The sequence below is a fragment of the Pedobacter steynii genome (assembly GCF_001721645.1).
Classification (GTDB): domain Bacteria; phylum Bacteroidota; class Bacteroidia; order Sphingobacteriales; family Sphingobacteriaceae; genus Pedobacter; species Pedobacter steynii_A.
On record NZ_CP017141.1, the window covers coordinates 754,480 to 774,007 of the forward strand.

16 protein-coding genes and 1 tRNA gene are annotated in these 19,528 nt (G+C 42.1%); 10 read left to right on the forward strand and 7 right to left on the reverse strand.

What is annotated here, in order from left to right:
* Positions 1-12 precede the first annotated feature (12 nt).
* From BFS30_RS03115 to BFS30_RS03130, 4 genes are read left to right on the forward strand one after another with little or no spacing between them, the layout of a single operon-like run.
* A complete protein-coding gene (locus tag BFS30_RS03115; RefSeq protein WP_069377934.1) occupies positions 13-1,371 on the forward strand; it encodes a sensor histidine kinase in 1,359 nt (452 codons plus the stop codon).
* Between the two features lie 58 nt (positions 1,372-1,429).
* Positions 1,430-2,698 (forward strand): TolC family protein, encoded by a 1,269-nt coding sequence (locus BFS30_RS03120; RefSeq protein WP_069377935.1) that lies wholly within the window; start codon positions 1,430-1,432, stop codon positions 2,696-2,698.
* Between the two features lie 5 nt (positions 2,699-2,703).
* Positions 2,704-3,801 carry an efflux RND transporter periplasmic adaptor subunit gene (locus BFS30_RS03125; RefSeq protein WP_069377936.1) on the forward strand — a complete coding sequence of 366 codons (1,098 nt, stop codon included), beginning with the start codon at positions 2,704-2,706 and terminating at the stop codon, positions 3,799-3,801.
* Between the two features lie 29 nt (positions 3,802-3,830).
* The gene (locus BFS30_RS03130) at positions 3,831-6,965 is read left to right on the forward strand and encodes an efflux RND transporter permease subunit (protein WP_069377937.1); all 3,135 of its coding nucleotides are present in this window, start codon (positions 3,831-3,833) and stop codon (positions 6,963-6,965) included.
* Positions 6,966-7,033: 68 nt separating this feature from the next.
* Here BFS30_RS03130 and BFS30_RS03135 read toward each other — a convergent pair whose 3' ends face one another.
* Positions 7,034-8,455: an alpha-L-fucosidase gene (locus BFS30_RS03135; RefSeq protein ID WP_069382269.1), complete on the reverse strand. Its 1,422-nt coding sequence runs from the start codon at positions 8,453-8,455 to the stop codon at positions 7,034-7,036.
* A 171-nt stretch (positions 8,456-8,626) separates the two neighbouring features.
* Here BFS30_RS03135 and BFS30_RS03140 point away from each other — a divergent pair, with 171 nt between their 5' ends.
* The gene (locus BFS30_RS03140) at positions 8,627-8,878 is read left to right on the forward strand and encodes a hypothetical protein (protein ID WP_069377938.1); all 252 of its coding nucleotides are present in this window, start codon (positions 8,627-8,629) and stop codon (positions 8,876-8,878) included.
* Positions 8,875-9,564, forward strand: a complete 690-nt coding sequence (locus BFS30_RS03145; protein WP_069377939.1) for an SRPBCC family protein — start codon at positions 8,875-8,877, stop codon at positions 9,562-9,564. Before BFS30_RS03140 ends, BFS30_RS03145 begins: the two co-directional genes overlap by 4 nt.
* An 8-nt stretch (positions 9,565-9,572) precedes the next feature.
* On the opposite strand, the gene BFS30_RS03150 is transcribed toward BFS30_RS03145, so the two are convergent.
* Together BFS30_RS03150 and BFS30_RS03155 are read right to left on the reverse strand one after the other, a co-directional pair.
* The gene (locus BFS30_RS03150; protein ID WP_069377940.1) at positions 9,573-10,301 is read right to left on the reverse strand and encodes a LytR/AlgR family response regulator transcription factor; all 729 of its coding nucleotides are present in this window, start codon (positions 10,299-10,301) and stop codon (positions 9,573-9,575) included.
* Between the two features lie 48 nt (positions 10,302-10,349).
* The gene (locus tag BFS30_RS03155) at positions 10,350-11,363 is read right to left on the reverse strand and encodes a sensor histidine kinase (RefSeq protein ID WP_069377941.1); all 1,014 of its coding nucleotides are present in this window, start codon (positions 11,361-11,363) and stop codon (positions 10,350-10,352) included.
* Between the two features lie 190 nt (positions 11,364-11,553).
* On the opposite strand from BFS30_RS03155, the gene BFS30_RS03160 reads away from it, so the two are divergent.
* The gene (locus BFS30_RS03160) at positions 11,554-13,968 is read left to right on the forward strand and encodes an outer membrane beta-barrel family protein (RefSeq protein ID WP_069377942.1); all 2,415 of its coding nucleotides are present in this window, start codon (positions 11,554-11,556) and stop codon (positions 13,966-13,968) included.
* A gap of 81 nt (positions 13,969-14,049) precedes the next feature.
* Here the strand turns inward: BFS30_RS03160 and BFS30_RS03165 are convergent, their stop codons facing one another.
* Complete coding sequence (locus tag BFS30_RS03165; RefSeq protein ID WP_237028703.1) at positions 14,050-14,565, reverse strand: DUF5362 family protein; 516 nt, start codon at positions 14,563-14,565, stop codon at positions 14,050-14,052.
* Positions 14,566-14,620: 55 nt separating this feature from the next.
* On the opposite strand from BFS30_RS03165, the gene ychF reads away from it, so the two are divergent.
* Complete coding sequence (gene ychF / locus BFS30_RS03170) at positions 14,621-15,715, forward strand: redox-regulated ATPase YchF (RefSeq protein ID WP_069377943.1); 1,095 nt, start codon at positions 14,621-14,623, stop codon at positions 15,713-15,715.
* Between the two features lie 66 nt (positions 15,716-15,781).
* Here ychF and mgtE read toward each other — a convergent pair whose 3' ends face one another.
* Positions 15,782-17,155, reverse strand: a complete 1,374-nt coding sequence (mgtE, locus tag BFS30_RS03175; RefSeq protein WP_069377944.1) for a magnesium transporter — start codon at positions 17,153-17,155, stop codon at positions 15,782-15,784.
* Positions 17,156-17,418: 263 nt separating this feature from the next.
* Between mgtE and BFS30_RS03180 the strand changes: the two genes are divergently transcribed.
* Together BFS30_RS03180 and BFS30_RS03185 are read left to right on the forward strand one after the other, a co-directional pair.
* Positions 17,419-17,490, forward strand: a tRNA-Arg gene (locus tag BFS30_RS03180).
* 135 nt (positions 17,491-17,625) lie between these two features.
* The gene (locus tag BFS30_RS03185) at positions 17,626-18,054 is read left to right on the forward strand and encodes a hypothetical protein (protein ID WP_069377945.1); all 429 of its coding nucleotides are present in this window, start codon (positions 17,626-17,628) and stop codon (positions 18,052-18,054) included.
* Here the strand turns inward: BFS30_RS03185 and BFS30_RS03190 are convergent.
* Together BFS30_RS03190 and BFS30_RS03195 are read right to left on the reverse strand one after the other, a co-directional pair.
* Entirely contained in the window at positions 18,033-18,272 is a 240-nt protein-coding gene (locus tag BFS30_RS03190) for a hypothetical protein (RefSeq protein WP_069377946.1), read from the reverse strand. The genes BFS30_RS03185 and BFS30_RS03190 overlap by 22 nt on opposite strands.
* 23 nt (positions 18,273-18,295) lie before the next feature.
* Positions 18,296-19,528: an exo-beta-N-acetylmuramidase NamZ domain-containing protein gene (locus tag BFS30_RS03195; protein ID WP_069377947.1), complete on the reverse strand. Its 1,233-nt coding sequence runs from the start codon at positions 19,526-19,528 to the stop codon at positions 18,296-18,298.

A 19,528-nucleotide genomic window follows, 5' to 3' on the forward strand; every position in this document is an offset into this window, starting at 1 on the left:
CCCAATCCAGAGATGAAACTTAAAGACCGCCTTTCCTTATATTTTACGCTGATCAGCACCTTAACCCTGCTTGGCGTATTGTGTGCGGTATACTTTACCTTCATCAAATTTCTGGAAGCCGATTTTTTTGACCGCCTGACGGACCGTACTATGGTTACGGCAAAACTCTATCTGGAAGCAGATGAGATCTCGGCAGACTCCCTCAATACCGTAAGAGATCAATATCTGGAAACATTGAATGGCGAGGTAATCCGGATTTACAATGCAAAGAACAGTGCAACCTTTATTGGTGATGACCAGCAATACTGGAGCAGTGAAACCATCAATAAAGTAAGGAAGCAGAAAAAGATCCAGTTTATTGACGGAGAGCGACAAGTAGTCGGTATTTTCTATAAAGACAATCAGGGGGACTTTGTAATCCTGGCCTCGGCCATTGACCAGAGTACCTATTCCAGAATAGACAAACTACGAAAAGTCATGGTGATGATTTTTATCGTCATCTTTATCGGGCTGCTGTTATCCGGCAGATGGATTGCCAAGAGGATTCTGAAACCTCTCGATCTCTTCATTAACGAAGTGAAGCAAATCAAATCCAGTAACCTTCATTTCAGGGTTCAGGAAGGAACAAATAAAGACGAGATCAACCTGCTTGCCCAGAATTTCAATAATTTGATGGAGCACCTGGAACAGGCTTTCGTCTTGCAAAAGACATTTATTGCCAATGCGTCCCATGAGCTGAGAACGCCGGTTACCAGGATGATGATCGGAGCAGAAATCGCTTTATCTCAGGAACGACAGGTCTCAGATTATAAAAAAGCATTGACCTCGGTGATGGAAGATTCAGAAAAAATGGACAAAATCATCACTGGTTTACTCAACCTTGCCCAGGCAGATCTTGAATTTGGTGCCCCACAATTACAGGACATCAGAATTGATGAAACACTCTGGATCATCTCTGAAGAGTGGAATAAAAGGCCAGCGGGGAGACTGAGCATTGAGATTCAAAATATGCCCGAAGATCCTGCCCAGCTCACCATACAAGCGAACCCTACCCTACTCAGTATTGCCCTTAATAACATCATCTCCAATGCCTTTAAATTTTCGGATGATCAGGATGTTCATTGTTTACTGAACATACAGGCGCAGGCCATCGAGATTACCATTACTGATCAGGGACCGGGAATTCCGAAAGCAGAACAGGAAAACATCTTCAAGCCTTTTTACAGCTCGGCCAGCGAAAGCAGGCATCAGGGCAATGGAATGGGGCTTTATATGGCACATAAAATCATCAGTCTTTTTAAAGGCACACTTCAGGTAAACTCCGAAAAAGGGGTAGGAAGCCAGTTCAAAATTAGTTTCCCTAAATTTTAATCCCATTTTAATTTCCCTTTAATTCGGGTTTAATTCCCTCCGGATAGCTTTGCCGGAGATGAAAAGACCATTAATTCTGACCGGCTTTCTTTTACTCGGTTTGATCCTGAAAGGCAATGCCCAGGACAGCCTGAAACTCAGCCTCCCTGAAGCAGAGAAAATGTTTATAGCGGGCAACTATGAGCTGATCGCTCAACAATACCAGACAGAGCAGGCGAAAGCAGAGATCATTACCGCCAGACTTTTTGACAATCCGGAAATCAGCTATGAAAATCAACTCTACAACCGGGAAACCAAAAAATTCTTTCAGCATACCTTGCCATCAGGACAGTATAACGTACAGGTTTCTCAGCTGATCAAATTAGCCGGCAAGAGAAATAAGAACATACAACTGGCCCATACCGGGGTAAAACTTGCCGAATATGCCTATTTCGACCTCATCCGAACGCTCCGTTATCAGTTGAGGAGTAACTTTTATAAAGCGTATTACGCACAGCAATCTGCTCTTGTCTATCAGCAACAGATCAAATCTCTCGAACAATTGCTGGCCGCATCCGAACAACAACTCAAAATGGGTAATGTTGCCTTAAAGGACATCATCAGGATTAAATCGCTGCTCTACAACCTCAAAGGAGAATATACCTCATTACTCAATGAAATAGAAGATGCAGAAACGACATTGAAGATGATGTGCAATATCAAGGCAGACACGCCCTTGTCTTTAGTTGCCCCCAGGGCGGATGAACAGGACTATTCCCTCCAAAAACAACCTTTGATGCAATTACTGGAAAGCGCAAGAGCCAATCGTGCCGATCTTCAACTCGCACAAAGCAGCATTACACAAGCAGAAAACAACCTTAGCCTGCAAAAAGCAATGGCCATTCCGGATGTCGAACTTTCCCTTGTATATGATCTGCAGGGCAGTGCCCCAAATCATTATACCGGCCTGGGCATCAAGGTTCCCCTACCCCTGTTTAACAGAAACCAGGGAGAGATTAAAAAAGCAAAAATCGCCATAACTGCAGGAAATATGAACCTGAAACAGCAGGAAGCAACTTTAGAAAATGAAGTCTATAACAGCTACAAATCTGCATTGAGAACAGAAATACTTTATCAGGGTATGGACCGGAATTTTGGTTCAGACTTTAGCAGACTCATCGGCGAGGTAACTAAAAATTTCCGTAGCAGAAACATCAGTCTTGTTGAGTTTATAGACTTCTACGACTCCTATAAGGAAAGTACACTGCAGCTCAATCAGCTGAAATATGAGTGGATGAATGCCAAAGAAGAAATCAATTACGTAACCGGTTCCAACATTTTTAAATAAGCCTTATGCAAACCCTTCTAAAAAATATCTGCACACTTTCCCTGATTGGATTTGTGATCACCGGACAAAGCTGCACCAGTTCCAGGGAAGCACCTCCTGCAACCGATAAATTCGCAGTTACCGATTCCCTGATTAACAGGCTATTGATTGATACCGTACAACAAGCCAACAACAGAACGGATCTCAGCTTCTCTGCAAAGATTACCGCCGATGAAGAACGAAAAGCAGAAATCTTCCCCATGCTGAGCGGTACGGTACGCGATGTTCCCGTAAAGCTGGGAGATAAAGTAAGCGCCGGACAGGTACTGGCTACATTGGGCAGTGCCGAAATGGCCGGATTTGATAAAGAAGTGATCAGCTCTGCCGCAGAACTCCGGAATGCACAACGCCAGGTGACCCAGATTCAGGAACTCTATAAAAGCGGTCTTTCTTCTGCCAGAGAACTGGAAGAAGCGAAAAATGACCTGCTGATCAAACAGGCCGAAGATAAACGTGCAAGGGCTACTTTAAGGCTGAATGGGGGAAACAACAATGGTATTTACACCATCAAATCCCCTTTAAATGGCTTCATCATCGAAAAGAACGTCAATGCCAATATGCAGCTGCGTCCGGACAACAACAAAAACCTGTTCACTGTTGCCGATCTTTCTTCCGTATGGACAATGATCAACATCTATGAATCAGACATTTCCAGGGTAAAGGAAGGTGATGAAGTGAGCATTTCTATACTTGCCTATCCCGAGACCACCTTTAAAGGAAAAATCGATAGGGTTTATAATATGATTGATAATGAAAGCAAGGTGATGAATGCCAGAGTGCGTATTGCCAATCCCGGTTACCTGTTGAAGCCCGGAATGATGGCCACCGTAATTGTCGCCGCAAAATCAGGTTTTGACCTTCCCGTAGTAAAGTCCAGAGGCATCATCTTCGATGAAAACAAAAACTATGCACTCGTTCTGGACGCCTCAAAAAAGATCCGCATTCAGGAAATCGAGATTGCCCGTAAATCAGGTGATAAAGCCTATATCAGCAAAGGACTAAATGCCGGCGACCGCATTGTGGCTTCCAAACAGGTATTCTTATATGAGAGCCTTAAAAATTAACCTGTTCATTTTCACAAAAAACAGCTGTAATGAATAAATTCATTAAGACCGTCATAGGCTTTGCACTAAAAAATAAATACTTCATCTTCTTTGCCACTTTTATTTTAGTCCTGGCAGGCTATCTCAGTTTCAAGCACACTACAATTGAGGCATTCCCTGATGTTACCAATACCAATATCACCATCATTACCCAATGGCCAGGACGAAGTGCTGAAGAAGTAGAAAAGTTTGTGAGCAGGCCATTGGAAATCGCCATGAACCCCACGGAAAAAAGAACCAGTATCCGTTCTTCTTCCTTATTTGGCTTATCTATCGTAAAAATCACTTTTGAGGACGATGTCGATTATGCTGCGGCAAGAGTCCAGGTGAACAACCATATTGACGAAGCAGATTTACCTGAGGGCCTAAAGCCGGAGGTACAGCCACCCTATGGGCCCACAGGGGAAATCTTCCGTTATACCCTGAGCAGCGACAAAAAGTCGGCCAGGGAATTAAAAACGTTACAGGACTGGGTGATTCAGCGGGAACTGCTTTCTGTACCCGGCATTGCCGATGTGGTCAGTTTCGGCGGAGAAGTAAAGACTTACCAGATTACCGTAGACCCTCAGAAAGCCATACAATATGGCGTGAGTGCAACCGAATTGTTTGAAGCAGTTTCAAAAAGCAATATCAATGTTGGAGGGGATGTGATCGTACAAAGCGGACAAGCTTATGTGGTCCGTGGAATCGGTATTCTGAATAATATTGATGAAATCAGAAATGTGGTAGTGGATAACTTTAACGGCACTCCGGTGTATGTTAAAACCATTGCAGATGTCGCAGAGTCGGCACTACCCAGGTTAGGACAGGTAGGCCGCGATCACGATCCCGACGTGGTGGAAGGGATCGTGGTCATGCGCAAAGGAGAAAATCCAAGCGAAGTGATTGCCAGGCTAAAGGAGAAAATCACAGAGGTGAATCAAAATATTTTACCATCAGATGTAAAGATCAATCCTTTTTACGACCGGGAAGATCTCGTTAATTACGCCACCCATACCGTAATGGGCAATATGCTGGAGGGCATCATCTTTGTAACCCTGATTGTATTTCTGTTTATGGCCGACTGGCGGACGACATTGATTGTATCCATCATTATTCCATTGGCCTTGCTCTTTGCCTTCATCTGCCTAAAACTAAAGGGCATGTCGGCCAATTTGCTCTCCATGGGCGCCATTGACTTTGGGATTATTATCGATGGGGCGGTGGTCATGGTGGAGGGTATCTTTGTTGCCCTTGACCATAAAGCCAAAAAGATCGGCATGGAGAAATTCAACCGGCTCAGCAAGCTGGGCATCATCAAAAAAGCCTGTTTGGAAAATGGCAAGGGAATATTCTTTGCTAAACTGATCATCATCACCGGCCTGCTTCCTATTTTCACCTTTGAAAAAGTAGAAGGAAAGATGTTTTCTCCTCTGGCATGGACCTTAAGTTTTGCCTTATTAGGCGCCCTGCTCCTCACCTTCACCCTTGTACCCGCTATGGCAAGTATTTTATTGCGGAAAAATGTAAAGGAGAAACACAATGTATTTCTGGAATTCCTGACCAGACAGGTCATCCGTTTCTTTGATCTTTGTTTTAAATTCAGGAAGCTGGCTTTTGGCATCTCCATGGTCATTTTGATCACCGGTCTTTTCAGCTTTAAATTCCTGGGAACGGAATTCCTTCCTACCCTGGATGAAGGATCCATCTATGTTCGTGCAACCGGTCCATTGAGCATTTCCCTGGATGAAACAAAAAAACTTTCCAATGAGATCAGGAAGATCTTTTTAAGTTTTGAAGAAGTAAAACAGGTAATGTCGCAAACCGGAAGACCCAATGACGGGACCGATGCGACCGGCTTTTATAATATGGAATTCCATGTAGACATTTATCCTAAAAAAGAGTGGAAAAGGAAGGAAAGCAAGGAACAGCTGATTGAGCGCATGCAGGAAAAGCTGAAAAGCTTCCCCGGCATCAGCCTGAATTTCTCTCAGCCCATTTCTGATAACGTAGAAGAAGCCGTTTCCGGAGTAAAGGGATCTATTGTTGTAAAGCTGTTTGGAAACGACTTCAACTTTATAGAACAGCAGGAAGAAAAGATCGAGAAAATCCTGAAAACGGTAGAGGGTATTGAAGATTTAGGGATACTGAGAAACCTCGGACAACCGGAATTACAGATCAATCTGGATCAAAAGAAAATGGCATTATATGGCGTCAGTACCGCAGATGCGAATGCCGTGATTGAAATGGCTATCGGTGGAAAAGCAGCTACCCAGATCTATGAAGGGGAGCGTAAGTTCGACCTCATCATCCGCTATCCGGAGGACTTCAGAAAAGATGAACGTACCATAGCTAAGCTCATGATCCCTACTCTTGCAGGGTCAAAAGTTCCTTTGGGAGAAATTGCCAGCATCAGAAAGATTACCGGACCAAGCATGATTTATCGCGACAAGCACCAGAGATATGGCGCGATAAAGTTCTCCATCAGGGGAAGAGATATGGGAAGCGTAATTGCAGAAGCCCAGGCTAAAGTCAACGCGGAAATCAAGCTGTCCAAAGAATATAAAATGGAATGGGCAGGAGATTTTGAAAATCAGCAGCGGGCAACCAGCAGGTTATCACAAGCCGTTCCGATCAGCTTGCTGCTCATCTTTTTCATTTTGTTTGTCTTGTTTGGAAACATTAAGGATTCTTTGCTGGTATTGAACAATGTACCTTTTGCAATGGTGGGCGGGATTTTAGCCATCCTGGCTACAGGGATCAATTTCAATATTTCCGCGGGGATTGGATTTATCGCCTTATTTGGAATATGTGTACAAAATGGAGTAATTCTGATTACCCGGTTTAAGAGCAACATTACCGAGTTGAAGCACAGACCCGACTGGACTTTTGCAGATGCGATAAAAGATGGGGTAGCCAGCAGGATGCGTCCGGTAATCATGACGGCCTTGATGGCTGCAATTGGTCTGATGCCTGCCGCTTTGTCTACAGGTATCGGTTCTGAAGCTTCTAAACCCTTAGCAATCGTGGTTATCGGAGGATTGATGACCAATACTTTATTCAATCTCTTTATTTACCCGATTGTATTTTACTGGGCTTACCAGAAAAAAGTAAACCATTTACAGGCCGCGATTGCAGAGGCCTAGAGATCTATAGATACATAGATATATCGATATCCTGATATATCTATGTATCTATATAATGATGGTGATACCTACAGGTTCGGTGCCTTATATACCGCTATTTCCGACAGTACCGGGCATGCATTTGCCTCCAGCACATTGATTCTGATCTTAGTCGTTTTTATATTGGCAAAAGAAAGGATCCTTTTATGACCTATTGTGGTTTGTTGTAACAATGGTTTAAAACCTTTACCATCCAGGTACTCTACGGAGAAAGATTTAATGCGCTGTCCGAGGGCAATATATTCCTGAAGTACAATGCGGTTCAACTCTGTAGTTTTTCCGAAATCTATGGTTAAAGTGGCCTTTTTTACCTGGTCATTAGTTGCCCAGTAAGTCCGGGTATTTCCATCAGTCAGGTTTTTCGCCAGAAAGGCCTGCCCTGTCCTGGTATTGCTGGCCAGAACTTTCTTTCCTTTCGCCAGGTTTATTTTAAAACTCGCATCAATGGCCCTTTTAAATTCCATTAATCTGGCAGAATCAGTTGGATGAATTAACCCATCTCTGTTTACCGGAACATTTAACAACAGGTTGCTGTTGCGCCCAACAGAACTTTCATAAATAGACAGGAGTTCTTCCAATGTTTTCACTTTATTATCAGTTGAAGCACTGTAAAACCACCCTGGTCTGATGGAAACATCGACCTCTGCAGGGATCCAGTATTTGCCATTTTCATTTCCCGTATTTAGCACGGAAGATGCCGGTGCCGCAGCTCCCACACCGAAACCATCAGTATTCAATGTGGCCCAGTTGGTTTCTCCTGCAACCCCTCTTTCATTTCCCATCCAGCGGACATCTGGACCAATGTCACTGAAAATCACTGCCTGCGGATTGTGTGTCCGTACTACGCTGTTGAAGAGCTTAAAATCATAGTTCTGCTCCTTCTCATTTGCCCCCTTGGCACCGTCAAACCACTGTTCAAAAACAGGTCCGTATTGGGTATGTACTTCTTTTAACGTATTGGCAAAAATCTGATTGTATTCCGGAGTACCGTATTTAGGATGGTTACGGTCCCATGGTGATAAGTATACCCCAAACTTCAATCCATACTCTTTACAGGCTGCGGACAACTCTTTTAGTACATCCCCCTTCCCATCTTTCCAGGCACTTTCCCTCACGGTATGCGTACTGTATTTACTTGGGAACAGGCAAAAACCATCATGGTGTTTCGCCGTAATGATAATGGCTTTCATGCCCGCAGCTTTAGCTGTACGTGCCCATTGACGGGCATCCAGCTTTTTGGGGTTAAATATTTTAGGATCTTCATCCCCATGTCCCCATTCTTTATCCGTAAAAGTATTCGGTCCGAAATGGATGAACATGTAATATTCCATATCCTGCCAGGCCAGCTGGTTTTTATCAGGGATTGCACCATGAGGCGCAGGTGCCTTCTGTGCATAACCACCTGTGGTTAGCAAAAAGGAAAATAAAAATGGTACTGATAACTTTCTCATACGATAAGGTTTCATTTGCGGTTAGCTTGTGGTTTATAAAATTGCAATATAATCGCGGTCGGAAATTCATTTCTTTTGTCATAAAATTAAATGATTTTGGCCTGATATTTTTAAACACAAACAGAATGCGGCTTTAATTGTTATTACTCCTGCAATCTAAACCCACCAAAGATGAAAACCTATCAATCACGTCCGGAAGAATTCGATATACAGGTAAATTTAACCGGATCGGATACCTGCATGACCGTCAAACCAGATGAAACCAGTGATGGTTCCCCCTATTTTATTTGTGATGTATCGGGCAATACCGTTACTCAACTGAGAGAAGAAGCTGATGGCAGTTGGGAGCAGCTTTGGGGTAAGCTGGACCAAAAGGAAGTTACCCTGATTGGCAAAGCGATTAAACATAAGCTAACGATATGAACACAAACCTGAAACTACAGTCTGGCAGGTTCTCTATTGAGAAACACCAGTACGAAAACATCGGATGGTCAGAGCGGATGGTCTCTATGTTTTTGAGCGGAGCCTTAATTAGCTGGGGATTAAGAAAACCTTCTAAAGCTAAGTTTCTCTACGGCGCTTACATGGCCTACCGTGCAGCAACCGGGCGATGCCTTTTATATGAACAACTCGGAATAGATGCTAAAAAGCCCCGTGCAGTAAACATACGTGGGGAATTTGTGATCGAAAAATCCAGCTCAGAGGTGTATAGTTATTGGCGAAACCTGAATAATCTTCCTGGAAGCATCAGGCATCTGTTAGACGTAAAAGTGATCGATGAAAATCTATCTCACTGGAAATCTAATGTGATGGGGAATTTGTTTTCTATTGATTGGGATGCAGAAATTGTAAAGGATGAACCTGGTCGTTTAATCGGCTGGCAGTCTGCCGAAGGAGCTTTAATTCATCATGTCGGAAAAGTTGAGTTTAGCCCCGGAGCTGATGACCGGACGACGGTCTTAAAGGTGACCTTATCTTATCGCCCGCCGGCGGGAGGAGTAGGTATCGGACTCGCTAAACTGATGAACCCTTACTTAGAAGGTTTGCTGAAAAAAGAAATTAAAAGCTTCAAGCATACCATTGAAAACAGAACACCAGTCTATACCTAAAGGGGTTTTCACTTCGTTTCGCGGATGATCTTAAAAAACTCTTCTCTGTATGTCTCCCCTACCGGAATGATATTTTCTTTAATGAAGATGGAATTGCCATCTACCATTCTGATTTTGTCTATGGCCACAATATAAGATTTATGAACACGGTAAAATCGGTTTTTAGGTAAATAGAGCTCCATCTCCCTTAACGTTAAGTAAGTGATGATGCGCTCGTCTGTCGTAAAAACGGAGATATAGTTCTTTAATCCTTCGATATAGAGGATGTCTTCATAACTGACTTTGATAAACTTGTTCTTACTTTCTCCTTTGATAAACATATAATCTGTTCCGGCAGTCTGCGTTTGAAGCAAAGCCATATTTTCGCTTTCCGCAACAGGAGGCTGGAATAAGGACTGGGCCTTTTGAACCGCTTTATAGAAACGCTCAAAAGAGATGGGCTTTAGCAGGTAATCAATCACGTCGTGTTCAAATCCATCCAGGGCATATTCAGGATAGGCCGTGGTGAGGATGACTTTACATTTATTCCCACAGATCTTCAGAAACTGAATTCCGGTAAGTTCAGGCATTTGTATATCCAGAAAAACCAGATCCACTTTTCCCTCCTGCACCAGGGTTAAAGCTTCAAACGCATTAGTTGTTGTTCCCACCAATTCCAGAAACGGCAGTTTACGAATATGGGTAGCTAATATTTCCGAGGCATAAGCCTCGTCATCAACGGCAATACAACGAATCATCGGTTTATCTGTGAGTAGGGTAAAAATTTCTTAAATATAGCGAATAAACTACAGTTCAATTCTCAGATTGACCTGATAGGATTTCCCGTCATTCTGTATTTCCAGGTCATGTTTACCGGGATAAATCAGGTACAATCTTCGCTGTACATTCATTAAGCCAATGCCACTGGAATGGTCCTTCTGATGCTGGTTGATCTTATTCCAAAGGGTCACTTTCAGCTCCTGAAGGGATACATTAATTTCCATACGGATGGGGTGATCCGGATCATTCAGCACCCCATGTTTAAAGGCATTTTCTAAAAAAGGGATGAGTAACAGCGGAGCGATACGCTGTTGATCAGTAAGGCCTTTAACCTCAAAGCTGACATAAAAAAGCGGGTCAAAGCGCATCCGAAACAATTCCACATAGCTTTCGAGATAACCGACTTCTTTTAGCAAGTTCACCTTGCCATCAGAACTTTCCGTCAATGTATAGCGCATCAGGTCAGAAAGCCGGATGACCGCTTGTGCCAGTTTATCAGATACCGGAAGTGCCAGAGAATAAATATAGTTTAGGGTATTGTATAAAAAGTGAGGATTGATCTGAGATTTAAGAAATGACAATTCTGCTTTTTCAGCCTCAACCCTGAGCTGTTCGTTCATTTTTTCGTTTTTGAAAGCGTTTTCTGTACTCCAGACCGCAGCGGCAATGACAATATAAGAGGAACCAAAATACACGTTATCCCGAATATAATACCCTATAGTAGTACCCTCTGCGTAATTACCGAATCCAAAAAAATACGGATGGAGCACCTCTTCCAGCAGGTAACGCATGGAGATAAACATGCCAACCACCAGAATTACCCACGCAATCAGCTGCGGAACTTTTGATTTACGGAGATAACGAGGGTATACCCAGAGGTAACAGACATAAAATTCTACGGCATGCAAAAAGCTAACCGTCAGGATAAAATGCCATGCTACATCGATTCCGTCATTCTTTATCCAGGAACCAATATAAAAATAACAGTATAATAAACTCCAGCAAAGAATATGTATGATCACTTTCTTTTTTGTATTCATGCCCTAAAACTAGTCAAAGTCATTCTTTATTTTATTTTTCTTATCCCAACACCGCCTTTAATTACGCCAACCCTGTCTTTTAGCGGATCAAGGAAATTCGGCGAGTTTGTATCATATTTCAGGGGATTGGGATCATTTAATTTAAGAGCCGGAGCGTATTGATTCCATTTGAGGAAAAATTCAAACAAACATGTGTACTTATTCTAAATTCATCTTTTCTCTTCTATTATTACTGATCCAGACCAGTGCTTTTTGTCAGACGACAAAACTAAGCGGCAACATTCTTAACGCAACCGATGGGAAAGCAATAGAATTTGCATCCGTAGCCTTAATCCAGCTACCAGATTCCACAAGAGCAGGACTCGGCCTCAGCAACGATAAGGGTGTATTTTCATTTGAAAACATTAAACCCGGCAGTTATCAGATTAAGGTAATTGCAATAGGTTATGAGAGGGCTCAAAGTAAAGCTTTTAATCTTGGCACCACGGCCATGGTAATACCTGCCCTGAGATTAAACCCTACGGTAACCAGCTTAAAAGAAGTAGACATCAGAGCAAAAACACCACTGATCCAGCAGCAGGCAGACCGTACCGTTTTGAATGTGGAACAGATGAATACTGCAGGAGACAATGCATTGGATGTATTGAAAAGAGCACCGGGAATCAAGCTGGACAAAGATGACAACATCATTATGAAAGGCAAAAGCGGGGTAAATGTGATGATAGATGGAAAAATGAGTTATATGTCGGGATTGGAACTGAGCACTTATCTGAAATCCTTACCCGGCTCGGTAATGAGCAAGGTTGAACTGATTTCTAATCCTCCTTCCTCTTTTGACGCTGCCGGATCTGCCGGAATCATCAATATCAAATTAAAACGAAACAAATTACAAGGCTTTAACGGGAATGCGAGTATCGGCGCAGGATACGGTGAATATGGAAAAGGATATGGCAGCACCAATCTAAACTATAACGTCGGAAAAGTTAGTACCTATGGCCGGTTCAGTTATGGTTATTACAATTCTTTCAACAGGCTCACCATGAACCGCAACATTGCCGGTGAGCAGTTTAACCAGCTCAATTTCTGGCATCCGATCACCAGAAGCAGCAACTACGCCCTGGGAGCAGATTATTTCATCAACGACAAGCATACGATTGGCATCTTGTGGAAAGGTTCTTCAGCTCCATACACCACCAATAGCGAAAGCAATTCTGTCAATTACAATACCGTTCAGCAAAAGATGGGAAGTGTAAACTCTAAAAACCCACAAGACAATACTTCAGGCAACAATGCTTACAACCTGAATTACCGTTTTAAAATCGACACTAATGGCAGAGAGCTGGGTATTGACCTCGACAAAGTCGGGTACGACAATTCTAAAACGGAACAATATTTCAACAGTTACTTTGATGCTGCTGACAACAGAATCGGAGATGTGGTCAACCTGAGAAATAAAGGATTTGGCGATGTTTCTATATATGCGGTTAAGCTGGATTACGTACATCCATTTTCAAAAACACTTAAAGCAGAAGCTGGCTATAAGAGCAGTTGGGTAAATACCAGCAGTGATGTCAGGTTTGATTCCCTAAAAACAGCCGGATGGATCAATGATCCTAAGCGCACCAACCGCTTCAATTATCGGGAAAACATCAATGCACTTTACCTTTCTTTTAGTCAATCTTTTAAGCAACTGGAGCTAAAAGCAGGTTTGAGAGCAGAACAAACACTCGGAAACGGGCTTTCTTCGGGAAATGAGGAAAAGATAGACCGCAAATACTGGCAGCTTTTCCCTACCTTTTTTGCTTCCTGGAAGGTCAGCGAAAACCATCAGATTCAGGGAAGTTATGCACGTCGGATCAACAGGCCGTCTTATACCAGTCTGAATCCCTTTGCCTTCTACTCCGATCCTTATACCGCGTTAAAAGGAAACCCTCTGTTACTTCCTTCATTTTCCAATAACTTCGAAATCAATTACAACATTAAGAGTTTCAGGGTGCTCAGCCTGAGTTATGCCAAAAGCACCGATGTGATCTCCGAAGTGATCTATCAAAATGATCTGAGCAAGGAAAGCATTAGTGTGGAAGAGAATCTTGGCAGGGCACAAAATATATACATCGCTACCGGAAGTCCTTTCGATATTACTAAATGGTGGAACAACAATACTGAGCTTTCCATTGCCTATGACGATGTAAAATCGACCGTACAAGGCGGAAATTATGACAGTCATAAATTTAGCTGGTCGGTAAATTCCGAACAAACTTTTAACCTTCCTAAGGAATTACAGCTGACCTATACCTTTTTCTACAGTTCCCCTTCCGTATCCGGGTTGTTCAGGTCCCTGGAATCTTATGGGATGAATGTTTCGGCCAGGAAAACATTCATGAATAAAAAGGCAACAGTTAGTTTAAAGCTCAATGACGTTTTCGACACCAATAAATTCAGGGCCAACCTACGCTATAATAATGTCAATACCTATTGGCAAAACCAGTGGGAAAGCCGTAAAATCAACTTGAGCCTGAACTATAAATTCGGCAATATGAAAGTTAAGAATGCCAGATCAAGAAGTACAGGGACTGCAGACGAAGAAAACAGGGTTAAGAATTAGGTCTTTTTTTAAAATTTCTTTATCAACAAAAACAGCCAGAAAAGACTGGCTGTTTTTGTTGATCCTGATAGCGTATGGTAATTAGCTGACTCCGATACCGGCCACTACAGCAAATAAAATTCCGATCACATAAAAGCTGATGATCACAATGGTGAAGACTCCCCAGAATTTAAAAAATGATTTCATTTTGCTCATCGCGATTCCCAAGCTCGACTGATCCAGGAATAAAACGGCTTTCTGAGCAGCGGTAGCATATTTAAATAGCATCAGACTTGGATAAAAATAAAGCAATCCAATCAGTAAATAAGTAACAGTAAGTACTGCAGGAGCAATCTGAGTTACCGGGCTCTGACCACCCATTGCAGTCATTGATGAAATTACGGCCGGCACAAAAAAGGCACATATCACGATTAAAACACAAAATACAAATCCAATAACAGATAAGAATTTAGCCCATTTAGCAGTATCGTAAATATAACTACGGATATCCTCGGTAATTACCAGGATTTCATTTTCCTCCTGAACAGGCTCTTTTTCTTCGAAATCTTCCATATTGATCGTGTTAATCTTTAAATAGTTTTTAGATACCCTAAACATAAAGATTATTTTTAAAAATTTGGTAGCTTTGCGCCAAAACTATAAAAAATCATTCATGGCATTACAATGTGGTATAGTTGGTTTACCAAATGTTGGAAAATCCACCTTATTTAACTGTTTATCGAACGCAAAAGCTCAAGCGGCTAATTTCCCTTTTTGTACAATAGAACCTAATATCGGCGTAATTACTGTACCTGACGACAGGTTGACTAAACTGGCAGAACTGGTACAGCCAAACCGTATTGTTCCCAATACCATTGAGATTGTAGATATTGCAGGTTTGGTAAAAGGTGCTTCCAAAGGAGAAGGATTAGGTAACCAATTTTTGGGTAATATCAGGGCTACAAATGCCGTTATTCACGTATTACGTTGTTTTGACGACGGAAATGTAATTCATGTTGACGGTTCCGTAGATCCGATCCGTGATAAAGAAATTATTGATACAGAATTACAGCTTAAGGATCTGGATACCGTAATAAAACGCATCCAGAAAGTAGAAAAAATGGCAAAAACTGATAAGGATGCCAAAAGAACTTTCGATATCCTGAGCGTGATCAAAGCACATATTGAAGAAGGTAAATCGGTGCGTTCTGCAGCAGTTGCAGCAGAAGATTTTGAATTCATTCAGGACCTTGGTTTACTGACCCAGAAACCGGTAATGTACGTATGTAATGTAGATGAGAATTCCGTAATTAACGGAAACGCTTATGTAGACCGCGTTAAAGAAGCTGTAAAAGACGAGAATGCGGAAGTATTGGTCATTTCTGCGAAAATAGAATCAGAAATTGCCGAGCTGGAAAGCTATGAAGAGCGTCAGGAGTTTTTAGCCGATCTTGGACTTACAGAATCGGGCGTAAACAAACTGATTGTTGCTGCTTACCGCTTACTGGATCTGTATACTTATTTCACTGCAGGTGTTCAGGAAGTGAGGGCATGGACCATCACTAAAGGATTCACTGCTCCACAGGCTGCAGGTGTAATCCATACCGATTTTGAAAAAGGATTTATCCGTGCTGAGGTTATCAAATACAATGACTTTGTAACCCTGGGTTCAGAGGCTGCCTGTAAAGAAGCCGGTAAACTAGGTGTAGAGGGTAAAACTTATGTGGTAGAAGATGGAGACATCATGCATTTCCGTTTCAATGTATAATAGCATTAATTTATAAATGAGAAAGGCCGGATAAATATCCGGCCTTTCTTTTTTATGCTATTTTATTTAGAGCAGTACTCCCGTCAGGAACATGACTGCAACAGAGAAGTAAATGATCAGACCGGTTACATCCACCAGTGTCGCTACAAAAGGAGCAGATGAAGTTGCAGGGTCAGCTCCCAGTTTTTTCAGGATCAGGGGCAGCATAGAACCCGCCAGTGAACCCCAAAGGACTACACCTACCAAGGCGATTCCCACGGTCACTCCAATAAGTGCCCAATGTGGTCCATACATATCAGTGAAGAAGGTCCAGACAAAGATTCTCAGAAATCCGATACAACCCAGTACCACTCCCAGCATCAGGCCGGAGATGAGCTCCCTGCGCATTACCCTCCACCAGTCGCCCACCGTAATTTCTCCTAAGGCCATCGCCTGAATAATCAGCGTAGAGGCCTGTGAACCGCTATTTCCACCACTCGAAATGATCAGTGGCACAAACATGGCTAATATCACTGCTTTCGCAATGTCCGCTTCAAAATGTCCCATGGCAGTTGCCGTTAACATCTCTCCCAGGAAAAGTACCACCAGCCAGCCTATCCTTCTTTTAAATAAGCCAAAAATCGGCATATCCAGGTAAGGTTCATCCAGGGCCTGGGTACCCCCGATTTTATGCATATCTTCTGTATATTCTTCGTTTGCAATCCATAGGATATCATCTACAGTCACAATACCAAGTAACACATTATAATCGTCTACTACGGGTAAAGCCACCCGGTTATTCATTCTGAATATGTTGATCGCTTCTTCCTGATGGTCGTTCGCCTTTAGCGCGATCAGACGCTGATCTGTCAGGTCTCCGATTTTTGCTTCCGGATCTGCCAGGAGGATTTCCCGGATCCTGATGTCGTCCAGCAGTACGCCATCTTTATCGATCACATAGATCACATCAATCGTTTCGGAGTTTTTCCCATATCTTCTGATGTGTGCCAATACCCTGGATACCGTCCAGTCTTTTTTGACTGCCACATAATCCGGTGTCATCAGCCTTCCCACACTGTCTTCTTCGTAACCCAATAAGGAAAGTGCCTCAACCCTATCCTTAGCCGGCAACAGAATGATCAGTTTTTTTACCGCATCTCCTTTCAGTTCACTGAATAAGGAAGTACGGTCGTCTGGAGGTAAAAGGTTAATCAGCTCGGCAAGCTTATTTCCAGGAAGTTTTTTGATGATTCTTTCCTGAGTCGGGAAATCCAGGATTCTGAAGACATTCACTGCCCTTTTAATGGACAGGGTATCAATAAATGTAACTGCGTATTGGGGAAGTTCGTCTATTAAATGCTCGACGTCTGATATATTGAGGTCATCCAGATATATCTTCAATTGTGCACTGTCCTCCTGCTCTAAGAGCTTTACGATCTCTTCAACAATCATTTCTTCCATATACGCCTTTTCTTTACATGATTTTCATCACCATTACAATTGTTATTGTCCTTATGAAATCATCGCAATAATGGTTCAGCGATGGTATTTTTCATTTTTGCAAAAGTGCTTTTTTATTTTTGAAAAACTGCCTTTATAGGGGAATATTATTGTCATTCAGTAAATCAGGTATTTGAGCATCTTTTAGGAAATTTATGATAAGGATGTGGATAAGCATTTTAATATCCGAAATAGTTTCCTAGATTTGCAATCTTGAAAAACAGGCATTCGTAGTTCAATGGATAGAATGTCAGATTCCGGTTCTGATGATGGGGGTTCGAATCCCTTCGAGTGCACTTTGCCGGATTGAAAATCTTAATAAGATTTTCAATCCGGCTTTTTTATGCCCTAATCCCGGCATGACAGGCAGGCCGGTAGAATTCAGGCAGATTCTTCTGCATCTAAAAATATAGAAAGCTTAAATTTGTGCAATGGAAATAAAACTAAATGGGAATATCGACCTGGATGGTTTTACAATTACCAGTAAAACCAAAATCACTGACCTACCTAAATACTTCAATAATGAAAATGTGACCCGGGTTCAGGTACTGGATGAGATGAAATCAGTTCAGTTTAGTGCTACCGAAATAGAATTGAACGGGAATACGGTCCAATTATCTTTAAGGTTCGAAGAAGATGTTCTGGTTTCCATATTTATTACAGTTAAAGAACTTGACAATCAGTATAAAACCGCCGATGATTTTTATAGCGGTTCAGAGAAAAGGCATTCTCAATACAAGAAATGGCTCAAGAGCCATATAAGTTTTAAGTTAAGTGATTTTGCCGGAGGAGAAATTGGCAGCGGAGAAGATAAAAGTGGCAATGTGTTCATCTACCTTCACAACGGGAACAATAAGTGAGCTAATTCGTCTTCGTCTATTCCGTCAACGGCTTTTATTCCAGGACCATAAGCCAGATCAAAATAGACATTAAATCTCTTACCATTATACCTGCAAAGAAAAACATTGGCCTCTGCTGTCATTACCTCTTCTAAAATTTCAATTTTGTATCCTGAAGCCAGCTCCTGTAAAGCCTGCTTCAATTCCTCATAGCTCAATTTCTGAAATTCAACTTTCATTAAACCTGTTTTCCCAAAGATAGCTAATCCGGATATAAAAGATACTTTGCCCGTATAGCCTTAAACTTCTGCAATCCAGGTTCCCAGCTTTTTCTGATGTCCGCTTCCGACATTCCGGCTATGATTTGTTTTCTCAATTGATCAGTACCTATGCGCAGATCAAAAGCTGATACATCCCGGCCCGCTCTTCCGGGAGTAAAGAAATTAGCTTTATCCGGATAAGCATTGTACAGTTCAATTAACCAGGATAAATTAATTTGGCGGCTCTTCCGAAGTTTGTTAATGTCATAATTGCGAAGGTCGAGACCATAACAAACAGCGTCTTTATGATTTGGCCGTTCACTCATTCCACGAATACTTATCGGTTTGTATGAAAATGAATATTTGCCCTCCAATGCCGGGGCTCCCAAAATAGTAAATGGCATATAGGTTCCCCGCCCTTCATTGATCGCGGTTCCTTCATACATACATAAGCTCGGGAAAAGCATCACAGCCTGCTGCGTATTTAAATTCGGGGAGGGATATATTGGAAGCAGGTAAGGCATATCATGATTATAATTGGCAACCTTTATGATATTTATTTTGCATTGCTTTTTGAGATATCCTTCGCCATTAAGGTATTGTGCGAATTCCCCTATTGTCATGCCATGGGTCATGGGTGTATAATGTATCCCAATGGCCGATTTAAATTTATCATCAGTCATTACCGGTCCGTCTATTACATATCCGTTAGGATTAGGACGGTCAAGAATTAACAGTTCTTTGTTGTTTTCTGCACAGGCTTCCATCACATACTCCAGCGTATTGATGTTAGTATAGTATCGGCAGCCTACATCCTGAATATCAAAAACCATAAGGTCTATATCCGCCAGCTGTTCTTTTGTTGGTTTCTCATTTTTGCCATATAAAGAGATAATTGGAATACCGGTTTTAGCATCTTTCTCGTCGCTCACCACAGCTCCATTACTCGCATTGCCTCTAAAACCATGCTCAGGTCCAAACACCTTTACAATTTTAATTCCAAGGCTCACTAAGCTGTCTACACTGCTTTTCTTATCGATCATGGAACTCTGATTTGCAACCAGGCCAATTCGTTTTCCTTTTAGATAAGGCAAATATTTTTCAGTCTGGTCGGCGCCTGTAATAATTCCCGGTTTATTGGATATACCTTGGTTTGACGATGCCATTTGTGCGACACACCTAACGTTGCTGATCGCCAGAAGCGATAAAAAGAATATGGAAATATATCTCATCAT

Coding starts and splice junctions, on each gene's coding strand:
- BFS30_RS03115 (WP_069377934.1), top strand. CDS start 13: ATGAAACTTAAAGACCGCCTTTCCTTATATTTTACGCTGATCAGCACC.
- BFS30_RS03190 (WP_069377946.1), bottom strand. CDS start 18,272: ATGAAAGTTGAATTTCAGAAATTGAGCTATGAGGAATTGAAGCAGGCT.
- BFS30_RS03185 (WP_069377945.1), top strand. CDS start 17,626: ATGGAAATAAAACTAAATGGGAATATCGACCTGGATGGTTTTACAATT.
- BFS30_RS03150 (WP_069377940.1), bottom strand. CDS start 10,301: ATGATTCGTTGTATTGCCGTTGATGACGAGGCTTATGCCTCGGAAATA.
- ychF (WP_069377943.1), top strand. CDS start 14,621: ATGGCATTACAATGTGGTATAGTTGGTTTACCAAATGTTGGAAAATCC.
- BFS30_RS03125 (WP_069377936.1), top strand. CDS start 2,704: ATGCAAACCCTTCTAAAAAATATCTGCACACTTTCCCTGATTGGATTT.
- BFS30_RS03155 (WP_069377941.1), bottom strand. CDS start 11,363: ATGAATACAAAAAAGAAAGTGATCATACATATTCTTTGCTGGAGTTTA.
- BFS30_RS03195 (WP_069377947.1), bottom strand. CDS start 19,528: ATGATGAGATATATTTCCATATTCTTTTTATCGCTTCTGGCGATCAGC.
- BFS30_RS03120 (WP_069377935.1), top strand. CDS start 1,430: ATGAAAAGACCATTAATTCTGACCGGCTTTCTTTTACTCGGTTTGATC.
- BFS30_RS03160 (WP_069377942.1), top strand. CDS start 11,554: ATGTGTACTTATTCTAAATTCATCTTTTCTCTTCTATTATTACTGATC.
- BFS30_RS03165 (WP_237028703.1), bottom strand. CDS start 14,565: ATGTTTAGGGTATCTAAAAACTATTTAAAGATTAACACGATCAATATG.
- BFS30_RS03140 (WP_069377938.1), top strand. CDS start 8,627: ATGAAAACCTATCAATCACGTCCGGAAGAATTCGATATACAGGTAAAT.
- mgtE (WP_069377944.1), bottom strand. CDS start 17,155: ATGGAAGAAATGATTGTTGAAGAGATCGTAAAGCTCTTAGAGCAGGAG.
- BFS30_RS03130 (WP_069377937.1), top strand. CDS start 3,831: ATGAATAAATTCATTAAGACCGTCATAGGCTTTGCACTAAAAAATAAA.
- BFS30_RS03145 (WP_069377939.1), top strand. CDS start 8,875: ATGAACACAAACCTGAAACTACAGTCTGGCAGGTTCTCTATTGAGAAA.
- BFS30_RS03135 (WP_069382269.1), bottom strand. CDS start 8,455: ATGAGAAAGTTATCAGTACCATTTTTATTTTCCTTTTTGCTAACCACA.